We start from the raw sequence: 19,030 nt of genomic DNA on the forward strand, positions 1-19,030 counted from the left end.
CGGTATCCACAGGGGTGACCGTGCGGGTTCCCCCGCCACCAGCAGCGCCATATGATGGCACCCGGCTCAGGGGAGGGGTCGCCGTGAGGCGCGCCACCTGCCACGACTCAGGGAAGGCAGCCGGCTGTGGCCAGCATGGACGACGCCGTACGGACCGACGCCCCCCGCTTCCGGTCCCGGTTTCGCGGCGGGCTGGTGACCATCGGCACGGTGACCGCGCTGCTGGCCGCCATGGGGCTGACCGTCCTCGGGTTGGGCGCGGCGGACAACGCGGTGGCCAACTACGACGCGAGTTCCTGGCTGTGGAGCGCCGCGCGCAGTGAGCTGGCCCGGGTCAACGGGGTCACCGCCCGGGTGGACACCCGCACCGAGATTCCCGCCGCCCGCCAGCACCCGATGCAGGTGACCCAGACCGATCGGCTGCTGATCCTGCGTGACCTCCAGACCGGGCAGGTCAGCTCTCTGGACCTGGCGACCCTGCAACTGACCGCGACCACCCGCACGACCCCTGGCCTGGGCGTGAGCGTGGCCCTGCACGAGGACGCGGCGTTCATCGTCGACGCCGTGCAGGGCATCGTTCGGCAGCTCGACCCGCGGTCGCTGTCTCCGGTCGGTGAGCCGGTGCGCTACCCGCCGGGCATCACCGGCGGCACCTTCGACGGTAAGGGCCGGCTGTGGATCGCTGTCCCCAGCCAGGGCACTGTCTCGGCGATCACCGCCGCCAAACTGCCGTCCGCTCCGGCCTCGGCGGCCTCACCCGGTGCCGGGCTCCGGCCGGAGCGTGTCGACTCCTACGACGTCGCCGAGGCCAGCCACGAGTTGCAGGTTTCCACCCTGGACGACGGGGTGGCGGTGCTCGACCGTACGGCCGGCAAGCTGGTGCGGGTGCAGAGCGGCAAGGTCCACCCGACGCAGTTGACGCTGTCCGGTCCGGCGGCACTGCCCTCGCGCACCAGTGGCTCCCGGGTCCCGATCACCGTGCCCGCCGACCGGCGGGTGCTGGTGGTGGGTGACGGTGGTGAGGAGAGGGCGTTCACCGTGCCGGGCGAGGGCGACCGACTCAGCCCGGCGGTGGCCTGGGCGGACCGGTTCTACTGCGCCGACGAGGCCACCGGCACCATCTACGCCTTCGACGGGGGCGGTCAGCTGGTCGAAACCATCGGCGGGCGGGCGAACGGCCCGCTGGAGCTGGAGGTCCGGGAGAATCACCTGTTCATCAACTCCCCCGACTCGGCGACCGCCCGGGTGGTGGACGACAAGCACCAGGTGCGCGAGGTCAACAAGTACGCCAACGACGTGCTCGGCGGCGATCCGCCTCCGGTTGCCCCGCCACCGCCCCCGCCGAAGAAGCCCCGGGTGGGCAAGCCGAGCGCGCCGCGCAGCGTCACCGCCGCCGCCGGTAACGCGCAGGCGCGGGTGAGCTGGCGGCCGGCAGCCGCCAACGGCGCCGAGATCATCAAGTACGTGGTGGAGGGCGCCGGCCAGCGCCTTCAGGTGGGCGCCAACCAGCGTGCGGTGGAGGTCAAGGGCCTCACCAACGGTGAGACGTACCGGTTCGCGGTGCACGCCGTCAACGCCAAGGGCGACGGTCCGCCGCGCAACAGCAACCCGGTGACTCCGACCGCCGCGGTACCTGATCCGCCGGCGAGCGTCACCGCCCAGGAGCGGCCGGACGGCACGGTCCTGGTGAAGTGGCCGGCCGCGAACGGGCAGGGCAACAAGATCGCGAGGTACGCGCTGACGGCCAGTTCGGCGGGGACGAACGCCCCGGCTGGCGAGTCGACGAAGACGGAGCTGGTGGTGCCGGCCGGTGAGCTGGAGTTCGGCACCCAGTACGCGTTCACCGTGGTGGCGGTCAACGACAAGGGCGCGGGGTCGGCGGCGTCGCCGGTCAGCAACACGGTGGTGCCTTTCGCAGCGCCCGGTCGGCCGCTCGACCTGCGCGCCGGCACGGTTGCCAACCAGCCGGGTGCGGTCACGGTGCAGTGGGCGCCAGCCGAGGCCAACGGCCGACCGGTGACGAAATACCTGGTGGATGTCGGCGGGCGTGCCAGCGAGGTGACCGACACCCGCACGACCGTCACCGGGCTGGGCAACGGCCAGAACGTGACGGTGAAGGTGAAGGCGGTCAACGAGGCAGGGCCCGGCCCGGAGGCCACCGCCACCGCGCGTACGGTCGCCGAACCACGCGTCACGGTCACCGGCTCGTCGTCGACCGCCACCTCGGCGACGGTGACGTTCACCGTGGACGCCGGCGGCGGTCAGGCCACCTGTTCGGTGAGCACGCCGGGTGAGCCGGCGAAGGCCGGGGCGTGCTCCAGCATCACGGTGCCGGGCTTGGCGCCGGGCACCAACTACACGTTCACGGTGACGGCGACCAACGCCGCCGGTAAGGGCACGGCGACGCGGGCGCAGGCCACGCCGTCGCTGTACGGAATCGCGACCTGCAACAACGGGTCCGACGGTGACCAGCGCACCTACTGCGACAGGGAAGTTGACGGCCGCAACGGCAACGAGGTCTTCAAGGTGACCCGGCAGGACAACGACCAGCAGGCCGGTTGGGCGAAGCCCGGCACCCGGCTGAAGGCGTACTGCAAGAAGGCCGGCGAGGACGTCGACTCCTACGTCTACAACAACCACAAGCGCAGCACCTGGTGGGTGCAGGTCGACTTCAACGGGAAGAAGAACTACATCCCGTGGGCCTGGCTCAACCTGGAGGGCGGCGACAACATCAATGTCCTGCCCACCTGCTGAACCACCAGGCAAGGAGCACCGCCGACCGTGAACACCCACGAGCCGCTCACCCAACCGGAGGTCCAGGGCTTCGCGGCCCTGGCCGCCCGGCTGGCCGAGAACGTCAACGCGGTGGTGCTCGGCAAACCGCAGGTGGTTCGGCTGGCGCTGACCGCGCTCTTCGCACAGGGTCACGTGCTTTTGGAGGACGTGCCCGGGGTCGGTAAGACGACCCTGGCGCGGGCCATCGCCGCCACGGTGAAGGGTGAGTGGCGGCGCATCCAGTTCACCCCCGACCTGCTCCCCTCGGACGTGTCCGGGGTGACGATCTTCAACCAGGCGACCCGGGACTTCGAGTTCCATCCGGGGCCGGTCTTCGCCAACATCGTCATCGCCGACGAGATCAACCGGGCTTCACCGAAGACCCAGTCGGCTCTGCTGGAGGTGATGGAGGAACGCACCGTGACCGTGGACGGGGTCCGGCACCCGGTGCCGTCGCCGTTCCTGGTGGTGGCCACCCAGAACCCGGTGGAGATGGACGGCACCTACCGGCTTCCCGAGGCGCAATTGGACCGTTTCCTGGTGAAGCTGTCCGTGGGCTACCCGGACGAGGCGGTGGAGGTCGAGGTGCTGCGCGGCGCGACGGTGCGCTCCCCCGAGGCGCTCGCCCCGGTCACCGACACCGCCACCGTCGGGGAGATGGTCCGGATGGCCCGACGGGTGCACATCGCCGAGCCGCTCTACGCGTACGCGGTCCGGCTGGCCGCCGCGACCCGCACCCACCCGCAGGTGCGGGTCGGGGTCAGTCCCCGGGGGGTGATCGCGTTGACCCGCGCGGCGTGCTCGTACGCGCTGATCGACGGGCGGGGCTGGATCATGCCGGAGGACCTGAAGGCGCTCGTCGAGGCGGTGTTCGCGCATCGGCTGCTGCTCACCCCCGACGCCCAGGTGCGCGGTGTGACCGCCGGGGAGGTGCTGCGCCAGGCCGTCGCCTCGGTGCCGGTGCCTCTGCCGTCGGGGCAGCCAGCTCCGGTGCAGGGCTGACCGGCAGCAGCGGCATGGGAATCACCGCCCGCGGGGTCGGGCTGCTCGTCGCCGCCGTCGTCCTGCTGGGGGTGGGTTTCCGGTTCGCGTACCCCGAGTTGACGTTGCTCGGCGCGGCGGCCGGCGCGGCCGTCGGCTACGCCGCACTGGTCGCGGCCTGGCGGCCCCGGTTGACGGTGACCCGCCTGGCCGACCCGGATCGGGTGGCGCGCGGAGAGCCGGCGAGCATGACGTTGACAGTGCGCAACTCCGGCCGGTTGCGGTCGGCGAACCTGCTGGCCGAGGACCGGTGCGGGGACCGCACCGTGCCGGTGCCGGTGCTGCGCCTGCGTCCGGGCCGGGACACCGAGGTCCGCTACGACGTGCCGACACACCGACGTGGGGTGGTGCCGGTCGGGCCGCTGCGGGTGACCCGACGCGACCCGCTGGGGTTGGTGGCGCTGGCCCGCCCGTACGGCGCGACGGTGCCGGTCTGGGTGTACCCCCGGGTCCACCCGCTGACGGCGGTGCCCACCGGCGCGGGGCGCAGCCTCGACGGCCGGGTGGACGGGGTCCCCCACGGGTCGATCACGTTCGACTCGCTGCGGGAGTACGTGGTGGGTGACGAGTTGCGCCGGGTGCACTGGCGGACCAGCGCCCGGGTGGGTGAGCTGATGGTGCGGGAGAATGTGGACACCAGCCTGCCCCGCCTGGTCGTCCTGCTGGACAATCGCGCCACCGCCCATCCGGAGCGGGTGGGTGGGGTGGTGGAGTCGTTCGAGTCGGCCTGCGAGGCGGCGGCGTCGATCGTCACCGCCGCGCACCGCGCGGACCTGCCGGTGGTGTTGCTGTTCGCCGCCGCGGAGCCGGCCGCGCCGGTGACACCCGGCGGGGAGGTGGACGGGGGCGGCGCGCTCGGGCCGTTGGATCGACTCGCCGCCGCCGAGTTGTCGAGCGACGACGACGCGGTCCGCGCGGCCACCACCCGGCTGCGTCAGGACCGGCTCGGCGACACGCTGATCTTCCTGACCGGCCCGGGTGGCCGGGGCGAGTTGGGGCACGTGGGGGCGCTTCGGGGGGCGTACCCCTCGGTGGTGGTCGGGGTGTTCGGCGCGGCCGAGCCGACGCCGCCGGGCGCGGCCGGCCTGGTGGTGGTCGACGCGGCGGACGGCGCGCAGTTCGCCGCCGAGTGGGACGGGGTACGCCGGTGGTGACGCGCGTCGTGCGGGTGCTGAGGGCGGCCGCCGTCCCGATGGCGCTGATCGGGTTGACCGCGCTCGCCGGGGTGGTGCTGGGCCGGGTGTACGCGGGCGACCTGCTGACCCGGCTGGTCATCGGCGCGGCGGTCGGTTCGGTGCTGGTCAGTGTCGCCACCCGGCGGCTGCCGTCCTGGCTGGTGGCGCCGCTGTCGGTGGCCGCGATGGCCGGTTGGACGCTCTGGTCGCTGCGGCTGGCCGCCAACCACGCCGAGCTTCCTGGTGGCCTGTTGGAGGTCACCGCGGACGCCGCTCGCAACGGCATCCCCCGGCTACTCACCGCGATGATTCCGGTGGAGCCCGCACCGGACACCGTGCTGGTGCCCGTCGTCGCCGCCTGGCTGGCCGGGCTGGCCGGAGCGGAGGTGGCGCTGCGCGCCGGCCGGGTGCTGCTGGGTTACCTGCCGCCAGCGGGGCTCTACGCCGCCGCCCTCTACGCGGTCGGCCCGAACGCCGAACCGGCGGTCGGGGCGACGGTGGCGTTCGTCGCGGTCGCGGCGCTCGGCCTGGCGAGCCCGCCCAGCACGGCAACGGCCGGCGACGATCCCGCCGCCAGCCTGACTCCCCGGGTACGCGCGGCGGTGCGGCTTCGGCTGGCCACCAGCGCGGCGCTCGGGGTGGCCCTGGTGGTCGGGTTGGTCGCGGTGCTCGGCCCGGTCGTCGCCGGTCAGGTCGACGGCCGACCGGTGGATCCGCGCCGGTACGTGGAGCCGCCGCAGGTGCAGACGCTCGACGAGAACCCGCTGATCCGGATCTCCGGCTGGGCGCTGCACCCGGAGCAGAAGCTCCTCGACGTGAGCACGGAACGCTCCGGCGCGCCGGTTCCGCCGTCCGACGACGCCTCGCCGGAGCCGGAGCCGGGCGCCTCCTCGGGGCCGGCGGACACCAGTGGCGGTGTGCGGATCCGGTTGGCGGTGCTCAGCGACTACGACGGGGTGACCTGGCGGGTCGGGGCGACGTACCGCAACGCTGGCCGGATCCTGCCGGCTGCCACGCCACCCCGGGACAGCACTGTGGGAACGGTCCGTCAGCAGATCACCGTGGCAGAGCTGAGCGGTCGGCTGCTGCCCGCCGTCGCGACGCCTCAGGAGGTCAGTGGCGCACGGGTGGCGTACGACCCAGCGAGCGGGACACTGATCCGGCCGGAAGGGCTGACGCCGGGGCTGCGGTACGCGGTGACCTCTGCCGAGGAACACCCCGACTCGAACCTGTTGGCCACCGCCAACGTGCCCGCCGGCGATGAGGTGGCCCGTGTGCTGCGGGTCGCCGACGGGGTGCCCGACCCGATGCGCCGGCTGGCCGCGCAACTCGCCGAGGAGAACGGCGCGCCGTTCGCGCGGGCGTTGGCGATCGAGCAGTTCCTGGCCGAGCACTACCGGGTGGCGGCGGACGCGCCGAGCGGGCACGCGTACCCGAATCTGAGTTTCTTCCTCTTCGGGCCGCGTAACGGCGGCGGGCAGGAGGGCACCTCGGAGCAGTTCGCGGCGGCGTTCGCGGTGCTCGGTCGGCTCTCCGGCCTGCCGACCCGGGTGGTGGTGGGCTTCCGCGCCGGTGGGCAGGGGCCGGTGCTGGCCGGTGACGCGTACGCGTGGCCCGAGGTGCTCTTCGACGGGTTGGGGTGGGTGTCGTTCGACCCGCTGCCGCGTCCGAAGAGCGAGCCGAGGCCGGTCGAGGAGGATTTCCGGCCGACACCGGAGGATCCGCCACCGTCGGAGGCGCCGGCACCCACTGTGGAGCCGAGCGCCTCGCCGGAGCCGGTAGCCGCCCCGAACGGGCCGCCCAACTCTGGCCGGCCGTCCACAGTGGTGCTCCTGGGCGCCGGCAGCGGTGGCCTACTGCTGCTGGTGGGGGCGCTGCTGCTCACCCTGCTGGCGATGCGCCGCTCGCTCACCCGTACCCGCCTCGTCCAGGGTGACCCCGGTCAACGCATCGCCGGCGCCTGGCGGGAGGTCACCGACGCGCTCCGGCTGGCCGGTCGACCGGTCGGCGACGACCTGGCCGCCACCGAGGTGGCCCGACACGCCCGCCAGGCCCTCGCCGAAGCCCGAGCAAGAGCGAGCGGAGGCAACGCGACCGACAGCGCCGCCACCGGCGAAGGCCCAACCGGCAAGGGCGCGACCGGAGGCGGCCCAACCCACAGCGGCATTACCGGGAGAACCGCAACCGGCGAAGGCCCAACCGGCAGCGGCGACGAGCCGGCCGTCGACGAGCTGGCGGCGCTGCTCAATCGGGTGGGCTTCGCCCCCGACGCCGCGGCGGCCGACCAGGCGGCCCGCGCCGCCGAAGTTGCCACGGCCTATGTCGCCAACCTGCGCTCCGCCCGCCCCTGGTGGCGCCGCCTGCTCTGGTCCATCCACCCGTCCCCCCTCCACCGAGCCCGCCAGTCCCGCCACCCCAACTAGTCCCCCACCCCCACCCCCTCCCCCGGCCGGCCCCGGCCCCGGCCTCCCCCGGTGATCAAGAGGTTTGCGTCAGGTCAGGGCCCGCTCCTGACCGAAAGCTCTTGATCACCGGGGGTGGGTTGGGGGATCGGCGCAGGGCGCGGCGGCCGTAGTCGACGGCCACGGCGATGGCGAGGGGACCCCAGGCGACCAGCGGGGCGTAGTACCGCAGCACCTCCCAGCCCGGAGCCGGATGTGCCGGTTCGCCGCGCCCTATCCCCACCCAGCCGCGGTCCACGACATGGAACATGCTGTTCAGCAACAGATACAGGCAGATGGCGACGAGCAGCGAGCCGCCGACCAGCGCGACGAGCACGACCGGGCGGGCCGGGATCGAACGCCTCCCGAGCAGCGGCACCCAGTGCGGCACCTGTTGCCCCCAGCGGTACACCAGCCCGAGTGTCGACAGGGCCAACCCCATCGACAGGACGGACAGGAAGACCATGTACCAGGTGGTGGCCGAATCGTCGGTGAACACGAGGGACAGTCGCCAGATCGCCGACGGCAGGACGCAGAGCGGGACGGCGTAGGCGGCAAGGACCGCCCAGGGTGAGGGGGCGGCAGCCCATTCAGGGCCAGGGTCAGCATGCTTCATGAGCGCTCCGATCGTCGAAGGTCGAGGTCGTCGAGGCGTGAGCCATGGTTGGTCCGGCCGGCGACTCACGCCGAACGGCTGGCCGTCGCACCGACGACGCAGGCCGCCGCCCACCGTCTGGTCGGGTCGGCCGCCCCGGCGGTCGTCACTCCGTGCTCGTGGCCGTACCGGCCCCCGCGAAAACCGGAACCTGACGACCAGCCACTGACATCCATGAACCGATGATCGGTGGCGATGGACGCACTCCTCTTCCCCGGCGGAGGTGAATGCGCTCCCGCAGCCGGGGGATGAACCATGGCGCTGGAGCCGAAACCCGCTGGCGGTTCGTCCACGCAACGATGAGCATCAGGGGGTGGACCAGCACACGAGCGAGATCGTCGACTACTACACCCTGCGCTACCGCGAGGACCAGCGGCTGTCCGCCCGCCCGCAGGCACGACTGGAGTGGACCCGCACGATGCAGCTCCTGCGGGACCTCCTGCCCGGCCCGGGTGCCCGTGTCCTCGACATCGGTGGGGGCACCGGCGAGTACGCGAGGGCCCTCGCCGTCGACGGCTACGAGGTCCGCCTCGTCGACCTCGTGCCGAGCCACGTGGAGCAGGCGCGCAGTGGGCAGCCTCCCGTCGAGGCGCGGGTCGCCGACGCGCGTGCGCTCCCCGACGCCGACGGCGGATACGACGTGGCGCTGCTCCTGGGGCCCCTCTACCACCTGGTGCGCCGCGCCGACCGGCTACGGGCGCTGCGGGAGGCCGTCCGGGTCACGCGTCCCGGTGGTCACGTCGTGGCCGCTGTCATCTCCCGTTTCGCCGGCCCGCTGGACTTCGCCGCCACCGGACGCCTGGACGAGCGACTGCTCGACGAGGCCAGGGCCCTGCTGACCGACGGCACCAACGATCCACGGATCGGCTTCACCCATGCCTACTTCCACCGGGTCGAGGAGATCACCGACGAGTGCGCGGCGGCGGGGCTCACCGATGTCGTCGTACACGGGGTGGAGGGCCCGGCGTGGCCGGCCGCGGAGGCGGCGGCCGGCGGGCCGGCACAGGACGCGGTCTTCGCCGCAGCGTTGGATCTGGCCCGGCTCTACAGCACCGAGCCGACGCTGCTCGGATCGAGCGCGCACCTCCTGGCCGCCGGACGCGTCCCACCGCGCTGACGGCGGCCAAGCCGTCAGGCGGCCAAGCCGTCAGGCGGCCAAGCCGTCAAGCCTTCAGGCCGTCAGGCGGCGGATGAGTTTGCGCATACCGGCCTGCCAACCGTCCGGGTCCTCGGCGCGGCGGCGGGCATAGTCGGCGACCTCCGGGTGCGGCAGGATCAGGAAACGTTCCTCGGCCAACCCGGCGATGGCCGCGTCGGCGACCTGGTCCGGGGTGAGCACCGCACCGGACGCGGCGATCACCCGGGCGCCGAGGTGGCCCTCGACGATCCCTCCGGCGAGCATCGGGGTGTCCACGCCCTGCGGGCAGAGCGCGCTGACCCGGATGCCGCGGTCCCGGTAGGTGATGGCCAGCCACTCCGCGAACCCCACCGAGGCGTGCTTCGTCGCGGTGTACGCGGCGTCGCCCACCGCCGTCAGCACGCCCGCCGCCGAGCAGGTGTGCATCAGATGCCCACCGCCCCGGGCGAGCATCCCGGGCAGCACCGCACGGGCCGAGTAGACGTGGGCGAGCACGTTGACCCGCCACGCCCGGTCCCAGCCTGCGTCGTCGACCTCCACTCCCCCGCCGGTGGTCACCCCCGCGTTGGCGCAGAACAGGTCGATCCGGCCGTAGCGCTCCTCGGTGTCGGCGACCAGCTCGCGTACCTGCTCCTCGTCGGTGACGTCGAGGGCGATGGGATGCGCGATCGGGCCGATGGCGTCGGCCACCGCGTCCGCCGCGTCGGCGTCCAGGTCGGCGACCACCACGGCGGCGGCCCCCTCCGCGGCGAAGCGGCGCGACAGCGCGGCCCCGATGCCGCCGGCGCCACCGGTGACCACCACGATCCGGTCGGTGAGGTTCACGCGGACGCTCCTACAGGGTCGGTGCCCAGCTGGGCGATGAGGGTGGTCAGCGCGCTCGCGCCGCCGGCGGTCACCTCGGGGGTGGGCAGCAGCGCGAAGATCGGTACGTCCACGCCCGCGTCGGCGTAGCGGCGCACCTGGGCGCGGCAGCGCTCCGGCGAGCCGTGCAGCACCAGGGCGTCGACCACGTCGTCCGGCACCGCCGCGCTGGCGCCACGCCGGTCACCGGCGGCCCAGGCCTCCCACATCGGCGCGAGCGCCTCGTCGCGGCCGAGCCAGCGGTGGAACTCGGCGTACGCGGGAACGGTCAGGTAGCTGGTGATCAGCCGGCGGCCCAGCGCGCGGGCGTACGTGGCGTCCTCGGTGGGGCAGACGAAGATCCGGGCGGCGACCTCGAAGCCGGGACGCCGCTCGCCCAGCTCGGCGAGGGCACGCGGCACGTCGTCGGCGCTGAGCCAGTTGAGGATGACCCCGTCGGCCTCCGCGCCGGCCAGCCGCAGCATCCCCGGGCGCAGCGCGGCGAGCAGGATCGGCGGCGGCACGGCAGGCGGTCGTTCCAGCGTGAACCGGCGCACGGTGAACGTCTCGTAGACCTCGTCGACGGTCTCGCCGCGCAGCGCGGCGCGCAGGAAACGCAGAACGTCGCGGGTGCGCCGGAACGGCTCGTCGAACCGCACCGCGTTCCAGTCCCGTACGAGCACCGGCGAGGACGCGCCGATGCCGAGCGAGAACCGACCCGGCGCGGCCTCGGCCAACGCCGCCGCGCTCATCGCCAGCAGCCCGGGGCCCCGGGTGAAGACCGGCGTGATGGCGGTGCCGAGCCGCAGCCGAGGTTGCCAGGCGGCGGCGAGGGCAAGCGGGGTGAACGCGTCGGCCCCGGCGACCTCGGACGACCAGACGTCGGTGAACCCGGCCCGGTCGAGCGTCGCGTAGACCGCAGCGTGGTCGGCCAGCGGAATGCCGCCCAGCGGCACCGTCATGCCCCATCGATTCGTCACCGGTCGATCGTGCCCGTTGACGGGGCATGCGAGCAAGATCCCCGTACTGGGCAGAATCGCCGGTTCCCGGCCGTGCCCACTGCCGATGGTGCTACGACTTCGAGGTGGACCGAACCAACGGCGCAGGCCGCTGACCATGGGTTCCAGGGCAGCGGGACGCCTGGAGCCGGTCCCTGCGGCGACCAATCCCGGCCGGGCCACCTTCCTGGAACTCTTCTTCGACCTGGTGTACGTCTTCGCACTCACCCGGATCTCGGCACGCGCGTTCGAGGACCTGACCCAGGATCCGGGTCGGGAGCACGGCTGGGGCACGGTCACCGGCGGCGGCAAGACACTGCTGTTGCTTCTCGCGCTCTGGGCGGTCTGGCAGGGCACCGCGTGGACGACCAGCCGCTACGACCCGTACAAGGTGCCCCTGCAGACCGTGGTGATCACCGCGTTGGTGTGCAGCATGGTGATGGGGGTGGCGATTCCCCGGGCGTTCAGCGAGACGGCGCTGATGTTCGCGGTGGCGTACGTGATCGCGCAGGTGACCCGGCCGTTGATCCTGTCGATCGCGTTGGGAGCGCACCCGTACCGCCGCTTGAAGGTGCGCATGGCGGTCGTGTTCGCGTTCAGCGGGGTCTTCTGGATCGGTGGTGCGATGTTGACCACCAACGCGCAGGTGGTGCTCTGGTCGGCGGCGCTCGTCATCGAGTACCTGGCCGCCCGCTGTGGCTGGCCGGTGCCGGGGCTGGGCCGCTCGACGGTCTCCAAGTGGGAGATCGCCGGGGAACACCTGGCCGAGCGGTACCAGCAGTTCTTCCTCGTCGCGCTGGGCGAGACCATCCTGGTGGCGGGTTTCGCGTACAGCGCGGGGTCGTACGAGGCGGGACACGTGTGGGCGTTCGCACTGGCGCTGGCGACCTCGATCCTGCTGTGGCGGATCTACGTCCAGCGGGCGGGGCGGATCCTGGGCGAGGCGGTGGTGAAGTCCCGGCACCCCGCCAACATCGGCCGCTCGGCGGCCGACACCCACCTGGTGATGGTGATCGGTCTCGCCGCCACCGCGATCGGCTACGAGCTGATCATCGAGCATCCGTTGGAGCGGATCCCGGGAGCGTGGCTGGCCATGGTGCTCGGTGGGCCGGCGCTGTTCCTGGCCGGCCGGGCCCGCCTGGAGTACGAGGTGTTCGGGCGGGTCTCCCCGTCCCGGTGGATCGCCCTCACCGTGCTGGTGGCGGCGTCGGTGCCTCTGCTGCACCTGCCCGGTGTGATCGCCACGGCGGTCGGGGTGGTGGTGTTGACGACGGTCGCGGTGATCGACGCCCGCCGGGCACGAGGCGCCCCGCCGGAGGCCGCCGCACCACCGTTCTGACCCATCGACACACGGGGATGTCAAGCCGCCGAGGCCGGATAGTCTCGGCGGGTGACCTTCTCGCTCGTCGCCCGTTCCGCCGACGGCCGCCTGCACGGCGTCGCCGTCGCCAGCAAGTTCCTCGCCGCCGGGGCGCTGGTGCCGGCCGCCGCCGCCGAGGTCGGCGCACTGGCCACCCAGGCGCACGTCAACCTGGCGTACCGCCCGCAGGGCCTCACCCTGCTGCGTACCGGTGTGGCCGCCGCCGACGTGGTGGCCGGGCTGGTCGCCGCCGACCCGGAGCGGGAGCACCGCCAGCTCGGCGTCGTGGGGGCCAGCGGTGCGGGCGCGAGTTGGACCGGGCCGGCCTGCCATCCGTGGGCCGGCGGGCGCACCGGCGACGGCTGGGCTGCACAGGGCAACGTGCTCACCGGCCCGGAGGTCGTCGACGCGCTCGGCGACGCCTGGCTGGCCGGGTCGACGCTGCCGTTCGCCGAGCGGCTGGTGGCCGCGTTGCGGGCCGGCGACCAGGCCGGCGGCGACCGGCGGGGCAGGCAGAGCGCCGGCCTGCTGGTGGTCGAGCGAGGCGGCGGGTACGGCGGCACCAGCGACGTGGTGGTCGACCTTCGCGTGGACGACCACCCTGATCCGGTCACCGAGCTGGGTCGACTACTCGCCGTGCACACCATGCTGTTCAGCCGTCCGGACCCGGCCACCCTCCTCGACCTCAGCGGCGCGGTGGCCGAGGAGGTGGCGGCGTTGCTCACGGCGCTGGGCCACCCGGTGACCGACGACGGGACGGAGGCGGCGTTGATCTCCTGGGCGGGGCTGGAGAACCTGGAGGAGCGGCTGGTGCCGGGGCGGATCGACCCGGTCGTCCTGACGCACCTGCGCGGCGTCGCCCCGCACGTCCCCGCGCCCCGCTCCGCGAGCTGACCGGGTCAGCGACCGAAGGCGAGCCAGCGGAAGCCTGCCGCGTCGACCGCGGCCCGTTCCGGTGCGGTCAGCGCCACCCGGCCGGTGGTCTTGCGGATCAGGGTCAACCGGTCCCAACCCAGTTCGGCCGGCACCGGGCGTCCGCCGGTGAGCAGGTCGGCGATCACCGCGGCTGCCGGCGGGGTGAGCCACGGCGGCCGGCCCAGCGCCGCGGCCAGGTCCAGACCGTGCACGCCCACCTCGACGACCCGGGTCCGTAGGAACTCGGTGAGACGCATCGCGTCGCCGTGGCGGGTTCGCACCACCCGGTCGGGCGGTGCGGCGGCGACCGCCGCGTCGGTGGCCCGCCAGGCTCGGTCGAACGCGCTCGCCAGCCCCGCGCGGTCCACCTGCGCGGCGTCGCGCCGCCCGCCGTCGATCCGGTCGGCGTCCACCTGCGGGGTGAACTTCGCCCCACCGAAGTAGCCGGCGGCGTCCACCTCGGCGCGCGGCGGGGCCGGTGCGGCGAGCATGCCGGTCAGCCGGCCGACGCCGGTGTGTACGTGCGCGATCAGTTCCCGGACGGTCCACGGCGGGCAGTCGGTGGGACGGCCGAGGTCGGCGTCGACCAGCTCGGCCAGGATCTCGGTGAGCCGCGCGCACTCGACGGAGAACGCCGCGCGAACCGGTTCCACCGGCCGGCTCAGCCCTTGACCCGAGGCACCAGCCGGTGCACGACGGTGAGCGCCAGCGCCATCACCACCGCCATCGTGCCGGCAATCCCGGCCGCGCTGCCCGCGTACCCGATGAACAGTGGGCGCCGGCTCAGCTCGTCCGGTCCGGTGTCCCGCAGCTCGATCAGCCAGGCCAGGGCCAGCCCACAGGCGACCAGGGCGAGCACACCGCCCACCCCGAGCACCAGCGCGGCGACCCGGTGCGCGTCGCCGGGCGCGACCTCGGCCTGCTCCCGCTGGAAGACGAGCAGGACCAGCCCGGCCAGGGCCGCCCAGACACCCACCACGAGGTACGCGGCGACGGCGTCGCTGGGCCGGTGCCAACCGGCGGAGAGGGTGGCGACCCCGGCGATGGCGGCGTAGCCCGCACCGATGATGGCGCCGACCACTCGCACCTTGCGGGGCAGGACGAGCATCAGCGCGATCGCTACCGAGGCGGCCACCGTGGTGTGCCCGCTGGGCAGGCTGTTGCCCACCGCGGCGCGCTCCGGGTCGAGGCCGAAGTCGGGCCGGCTCAGCCCGTGCTTCAGCAGTTGGGTTGAGACGTTCGCCCCGGCGATCAGCAGGGTCGCGGTGATGGCGAGGGCGATCCGCCCCCGGATCAGCGCGATGAACCCGATCATCGCGGTGGCGGCCACCAGGGAGACCACCGACATCGCGTTGAGGATCCGGTTGACGGGTCCGTCGATGGTGTCCTGCCCGATCCGGTTGCCGGTCAGCGCGACAGTGTCCACCCACTGACCGATCTCGGTGTGCACGGCCACCCGCCAGACGGCGAGGAAGGCGGCCGCCTGGACGAGGGCCAGTACGACCAACCAGACCGCGGTCCAACCCCGTGCCGTCGCGCGCATCCGCACACCGTAGCGGCCGGTCGTGGCCGACCAACCGGTGGCCCGCCGCCCGCCGCCCGTTAGGTTGTGCCTGAGACGAGGAGGCGGTGGTGGGCGGTGCACCGGAGGGCGACAGCGGCCGGGCCGTACCCGGCCCGGACCAGCGGACGGGTGCCGACCCTGGGCCGGCCCGGCCGGAATCGCTGACGGACCTGCTGGGCGGGCGACGCGGCGCCATCGACGCCACGCTCCCGCCGCTGGCGTTCGCGGTGGGCTGGCTGCTGGGTGGCGAGTCGCTGTGGGGTGGGGTCGGCGCGGCGCTCGCCGTGGGCGCGGTGGTGGCCGGCGTACGGCTGCGTCGCGGTGACCGCCCGCGCTCGGTGCTGATCGGGTTGCTGGCGGTCTGTGTCGCGGCGTTGATCGCGGTGCGCACCGGCCGGGCCGAGAACTTCTTCCTTCTCCAGGTGCTCTCCAACGCCGCCAGCGCGTTGGCGTGGGCGGTCAGCATCGTGGTGCGCTGGCCGCTGCTCGGTGTGCTGGTCGGGGCGGTGCTGGGCCAGCGCGCCCGGTGGCGGCGGGACCCGGCGCTGCTGCGCGGGTACGGCCGGGCCAGTTGGGTGTGGACGGCGACCTACGTGTTGCGGGTCGCGGTGTTCGTGCCGCTCTACCTGGGCGGGCAGGTGCTCGCGCTGGTGGTGGCCCGGGTGGCCCTGACCTGGCCACTGGTCGCCGCGGCGCTGGCGTTGAGCTGGGTGGTGCTGCGGCGGTCGTTGCCGGCCGGGCACCCGGGTCTGCGTCATCCGGTCACCGTGGACCCGGTCGCACCGCCCCGCTGACCCGAAGGGGATCGGTTGGCGACGGTCCGGAGTGGGCGGTGGCGGGGCAAAAAAGTGGAGAGGCCGCCACGGGGGGAGCGGCCTCTCCGGTGACGTACGTTACTCCGTCGTGTGCTTCGGCGTGATCCCGTGACGGCCCGAATTTCTGGGCTTTTTCGCGGCTGGCTCCAGTCCGGGCGGTGGGGTGGGCCAGCCGATCCGCTGCGTCGGCCAGATGGCTGGCCCACCCCGGCCTGACCGTGGGTGTCAGGCCGTCCGCCGGCCCGGGTCCGGCGTTCCCCGGACCCGGGCGGATCCCGGGGTGGGCGGTCCACGCCACCCACCCCGGGTCGCCTCAGCCGTTCGGGAACAGGCTGCCGTAGTCGGCGTACGCCATGGCGACGTCAGCCTGTGCCCAGAACCGGTGGTAGTTGAAGCTCGGCTCCGGACCACCGTCCAGGTACGCCTGCACCTTGGGCCAGTCCGGGTCGTTCTTGTAGAAGGACCGGATGTCGAGGAAGCTCTTGCCGGCGGCGATGGTGTCGCCGTTCGGCATCTTCCCGGTCCAGCCCGGCGGGACATAGAGGCCCTGCCCGGTGGACGCGTTGTAGACGTCGTCGAAGCGCCGGTAGTCGCCACGCTTCTCGGTGGTGGAGACACCCTTGGCGTCGCTGGCGGCCGACAGTGCGTCGAGCAGCCCCTTGGCGGTGTCCTTCGCCGCCACGTTGCCGGACTTGGCCGCGTACGCGATCAGGATCCGGGCGTAGGCGGCGGTGACACCGACGTCCTGACCCTTGCTGATGACCTCGACGTGCAGGCCGGTGTTGGGCTGCGGGTTGGACGGGTTCCAGGTGGTCGGCTGACCGGTCCACGCCATGTCCGACGGGATCGACCAGTTGGTGCCGAGGGTGGTGTTGGCGATCGCCCAGGGCACCCACTTGTCCAGCAGCGCCTTGGCCTTCGCGTTGCCGGTCTGCTGGTACAGCTCGGCGATGCGCTGCATCGACCAGGCCTGCATACCGAACCACTGGTTCGACGGCGGGTCGTTGTAGACCGGGTCGACGTCGTAGAACATGCCGTAGAAGGTGCTGGTGCCGGCCGGCGGCTGGGCGTAGCTGCCGTCCCAGCTGTTGGTGGCGCCACCGGCGATGCCGCCCTCGGCGGACTGCAACCAGGTGTAGAACTCCAGCTGCCGTTCGAAGCTCTTGGTCCAGTCGGCGACCGCGGTCGCGGACTGCGGCTTGAGCTCCGGGGTGTTGGTCAGCGCCCAGGCCGCGAACGGGTTCTGGTAGCCGAAGTGGTTGTGGCTGGAGCCGATCCGCCAGGACCAGTTCTGGCTGGCGTCGTACGCGCCGCCCCAGGCGTAGTACCAGGACAGCAGGTAGTGCGCCGAGTCCTTGCCGCTGCCGGCGGGGCAGGTGCTGGCCCCGACGCAGTTGCCGATCTTCTTGAAGTACTTGTCGAACATCGCGTACCGCAGGTAGTCACCCATCTTGGCGGCCTTCGCGATGGTGGCCGCTACGTCGGCCTGCTTGTTCTGCTCCTTGGCCCAGGTCAGCGCCCAGTACGCGGCCTGCACGGCGCGGGCGTCGGCGTCCGGGGCGTTGGTGTACTTCCACTGCTTGGCGGGGGCGCCGGTGTCCTTGACGAACAGGTCGAGGTAGCCGTACTGACCGCCGTGCTTGAAGGTGTCGCAGGAGGGCTGCGGGACGGTTTCCCACACCGACTCCTGGGTGCCGCGCTGGAAGGTGTTGATGTAGGCCGGCTTGGTGGTGCCGTCACCGCAGCGGCCGAAGCCGTAGGTGTTGTCGACGTCCATCAGCCAGTGCATGCCGTAGATGTCGCCGGTGCCGTAGGTGGACTGCAACTCCGAGCGCAGCGGGTCCTGTCCGACCGGGACGTTCGGGTTCAGCGCCGACGGGTACTGACTGGGCAGGTTGTACTCCGCGGCGTACTGCGGCGTCCCCGCGGAGCCCGCCGTCGGCTGGTCGGCGTGCGTCGGGATGATGTACTTCTCCATCACCGTCCAGGCGTTGTTGAACGGCGCCCAGTTCTGGGTGACCTTGCCGTAGTAGGCCTCCAGCCAGAGCCAGAAGCTGAACGCCTCCGAGGTGGTCTCGTGCCCGTGGTCGGGCGCCTCGACGATCAGCGTCTCCACCGAGTGGTACGGCACGCCCTCGGGGCTGAAGTAACCCGAGTTCTTGATCTTGCCGTACTGGTCGAGGAACTTCGCGATGTAGGTGTTGTCGCCGGGGGTGTCGTTGTCGATCTCGGTGGCGGTGACCGCCAGCGAGGCGAGCCCGGTGGCGGAGGCGGTGATTGTGGCGGCACCGCCGGCGGTGTCGGCGTCCTCCGCCGCGGCGACCGTGACGGTGACTCCGGTGCTCCAGTTGCTCGGGGTCAGCGTGGCGGTGGCCGGCGAGACCGTGACATCGGTGTCGCCGGTGCGGGTGAGGGTGACCGGCACGTTGGCCGTCGGCGCGGCGCTGAGCTTCAGGTTGAAGGTGGCGGTGCCACCCTCGGCGACGCTCACCGCGGACGGCGTGGCGACCAGCGTCGGGCCGGTGGCGGCACCGACGGTGAACGCCTTCTCGTCGACCCCGATGCCGTTGGCGTTGTCGTAGGCCTTGGCCTGGACGGTGTAGCTGCCGGCCGGCAGGTCCTCCTGGGTGTACGCGTACGGGGCGGAGGTGTCGGTGTTGATCAGCAGGCCGTTGCGGTAGAACTCGACCTTGCTGATCGTCCCGTCCGGGTCGCTGGCGGTGGCGGTCAGCGGCACGTCGGCCGGAGCGGTGAACGGCCCGGTCGGCAGGCCGAGCGAGACCGTCGGCGGCTGGTTGGCCGGGGTGCCGTTGCAGGGCGTCCCGTTCAGGGTGAACGAGGTGGGCTTCGGGTTGCTGCCCGAGTGGGAGCCGTTGAAGCCGATGGTGGTGGAGGCCCCGGTTGCGAGGTTGCCGTTGTACGACTCGTTGGTCGCGGTGACCTCGCTGCCGGTCTGGCTGAACTTGGCCGACCAGCCCTGGGTGACCCGCTGACCGCTGGTCGGGAAGGTCCACTTGAGCGTCCAGTTGCTCACCGGGTCACCCAGGTTCTTGATGGTGACGTTCGCGGTGAAGCCGGTGTTCCAGTCGTTGGTCGCGTAGACCACGTCGCAGGCGGGTGCGGCCTGTGCGGCGCCGGCAGGCAGGGTCACCCCGCCGATGGCGAGCAGCGCGGCGGCGGCGAGCGCCACGCGCCGGCGTATTGCCAGTTGTCTCATGTGCGCGGTGTCTCCTCGGACCAGGCCGGGATGGTCCCCGGCGAGGCGCCTGCCCGCGAGGGTGGTGGTCCGCGGGGGATTCGAGGCGCCGGG

General features: G+C 72.8%; 14 protein-coding genes. 8 read left to right on the forward strand and 6 right to left on the reverse strand.

Annotated elements, in window-relative coordinates; translation table 11 throughout:
- Positions 1–126 precede the first annotated feature (126 nt).
- Genes GA0070619_RS17805 through GA0070619_RS17820 form a run of 4 tightly spaced genes read left to right on the forward strand, consistent with a single transcriptional unit; the run spans position 127 to position 7,414 of the window.
- Positions 127–2,754 carry a fibronectin type III domain-containing protein gene (locus GA0070619_RS17805; protein ID WP_414855606.1) on the forward strand — a complete coding sequence of 876 codons (2,628 nt, stop codon included), beginning with the start codon at positions 127–129 and terminating at the stop codon, positions 2,752–2,754.
- Between the two features lie 27 nt (positions 2,755–2,781).
- Positions 2,782–3,777, forward strand: coding sequence for an AAA family ATPase (locus GA0070619_RS17810; protein ID WP_088949100.1), 996 nt, complete (start codon positions 2,782–2,784; stop codon positions 3,775–3,777).
- Between the two features lie 14 nt (positions 3,778–3,791).
- Positions 3,792–4,970: a DUF58 domain-containing protein gene (locus GA0070619_RS17815; protein WP_088949101.1), complete on the forward strand. Its 1,179-nt coding sequence runs from the start codon at positions 3,792–3,794 to the stop codon at positions 4,968–4,970.
- A 38-nt stretch (positions 4,971–5,008) separates the two neighbouring features.
- Positions 5,009–7,414 (forward strand): transglutaminase TgpA family protein, encoded by a 2,406-nt coding sequence (locus GA0070619_RS17820; RefSeq protein ID WP_088951880.1) that lies wholly within the window; start codon positions 5,009–5,011, stop codon positions 7,412–7,414.
- Between the two features lie 55 nt (positions 7,415–7,469).
- On the opposite strand, the gene GA0070619_RS17825 is transcribed toward GA0070619_RS17820, so the two are convergent.
- Positions 7,470–8,048 (reverse strand): hypothetical protein, encoded by a 579-nt coding sequence (locus tag GA0070619_RS17825; RefSeq protein ID WP_157744044.1) that lies wholly within the window; start codon positions 8,046–8,048, stop codon positions 7,470–7,472.
- A gap of 352 nt (positions 8,049–8,400) precedes the next feature.
- Here GA0070619_RS17825 and GA0070619_RS17830 point away from each other — a divergent pair, with 352 nt between their 5' ends.
- On the forward strand, positions 8,401–9,204 hold the full coding sequence (locus GA0070619_RS17830; RefSeq protein WP_088949103.1) for a class I SAM-dependent methyltransferase: 804 nt from the start codon (positions 8,401–8,403) through the stop codon (positions 9,202–9,204).
- 54 nt (positions 9,205–9,258) lie between these two features.
- Here GA0070619_RS17830 and GA0070619_RS17835 read toward each other — a convergent pair whose 3' ends face one another.
- Together GA0070619_RS17835 and GA0070619_RS17840 are read right to left on the reverse strand one after the other, a co-directional pair.
- Positions 9,259–10,050, reverse strand: a complete 792-nt coding sequence (locus GA0070619_RS17835) for an SDR family oxidoreductase (protein WP_088949104.1) — start codon at positions 10,048–10,050, stop codon at positions 9,259–9,261.
- Positions 10,047–11,030: an LLM class F420-dependent oxidoreductase gene (locus GA0070619_RS17840; protein WP_088949105.1), complete on the reverse strand. Its 984-nt coding sequence runs from the start codon at positions 11,028–11,030 to the stop codon at positions 10,047–10,049. Before GA0070619_RS17840 ends, GA0070619_RS17835 begins: the two co-directional genes overlap by 4 nt.
- 154 nt (positions 11,031–11,184) lie before the next feature.
- On the opposite strand from GA0070619_RS17840, the gene GA0070619_RS17845 reads away from it, so the two are divergent.
- Both GA0070619_RS17845 and GA0070619_RS17850 read left to right on the forward strand, forming a co-directional pair.
- Entirely contained in the window at positions 11,185–12,405 is a 1,221-nt protein-coding gene (locus tag GA0070619_RS17845; protein WP_088949106.1) for a low temperature requirement protein A, read from the forward strand.
- Positions 12,406–12,456: 51 nt separating this feature from the next.
- Entirely contained in the window at positions 12,457–13,320 is an 864-nt protein-coding gene (locus tag GA0070619_RS17850; protein ID WP_088949107.1) for a DUF1028 domain-containing protein, read from the forward strand.
- 5 nt (positions 13,321–13,325) lie between these two features.
- Here the strand turns inward: GA0070619_RS17850 and GA0070619_RS17855 are convergent, their stop codons facing one another.
- The gene (locus tag GA0070619_RS17855; RefSeq protein ID WP_231927084.1) at positions 13,326–13,994 is read right to left on the reverse strand and encodes a maleylpyruvate isomerase N-terminal domain-containing protein; all 669 of its coding nucleotides are present in this window, start codon (positions 13,992–13,994) and stop codon (positions 13,326–13,328) included.
- Between the two features lie 8 nt (positions 13,995–14,002).
- A complete protein-coding gene (locus tag GA0070619_RS17860) occupies positions 14,003–14,890 on the reverse strand; it encodes a phosphatase PAP2 family protein (protein WP_172862065.1) in 888 nt (295 codons plus the stop codon).
- A gap of 185 nt (positions 14,891–15,075) precedes the next feature.
- On the opposite strand from GA0070619_RS17860, the gene GA0070619_RS17865 reads away from it, so the two are divergent.
- Positions 15,076–15,699 (forward strand): DUF3159 domain-containing protein, encoded by a 624-nt coding sequence (locus tag GA0070619_RS17865; RefSeq protein WP_185755509.1) that lies wholly within the window; start codon positions 15,076–15,078, stop codon positions 15,697–15,699.
- 334 nt (positions 15,700–16,033) lie between these two features.
- Here the strand turns inward: GA0070619_RS17865 and GA0070619_RS17870 are convergent, their stop codons facing one another.
- Complete coding sequence (locus GA0070619_RS17870; protein WP_088949109.1) at positions 16,034–18,937, reverse strand: glycoside hydrolase family 48 protein; 2,904 nt, start codon at positions 18,935–18,937, stop codon at positions 16,034–16,036.
- Between the last annotated feature and the right edge of the window lie 93 nt (positions 18,938–19,030).

The sequence above is a fragment of the Micromonospora zamorensis genome (genome assembly GCF_900090275.1).
GTDB classification, from domain to species: domain Bacteria; phylum Actinomycetota; class Actinomycetes; order Mycobacteriales; family Micromonosporaceae; genus Micromonospora; species Micromonospora zamorensis.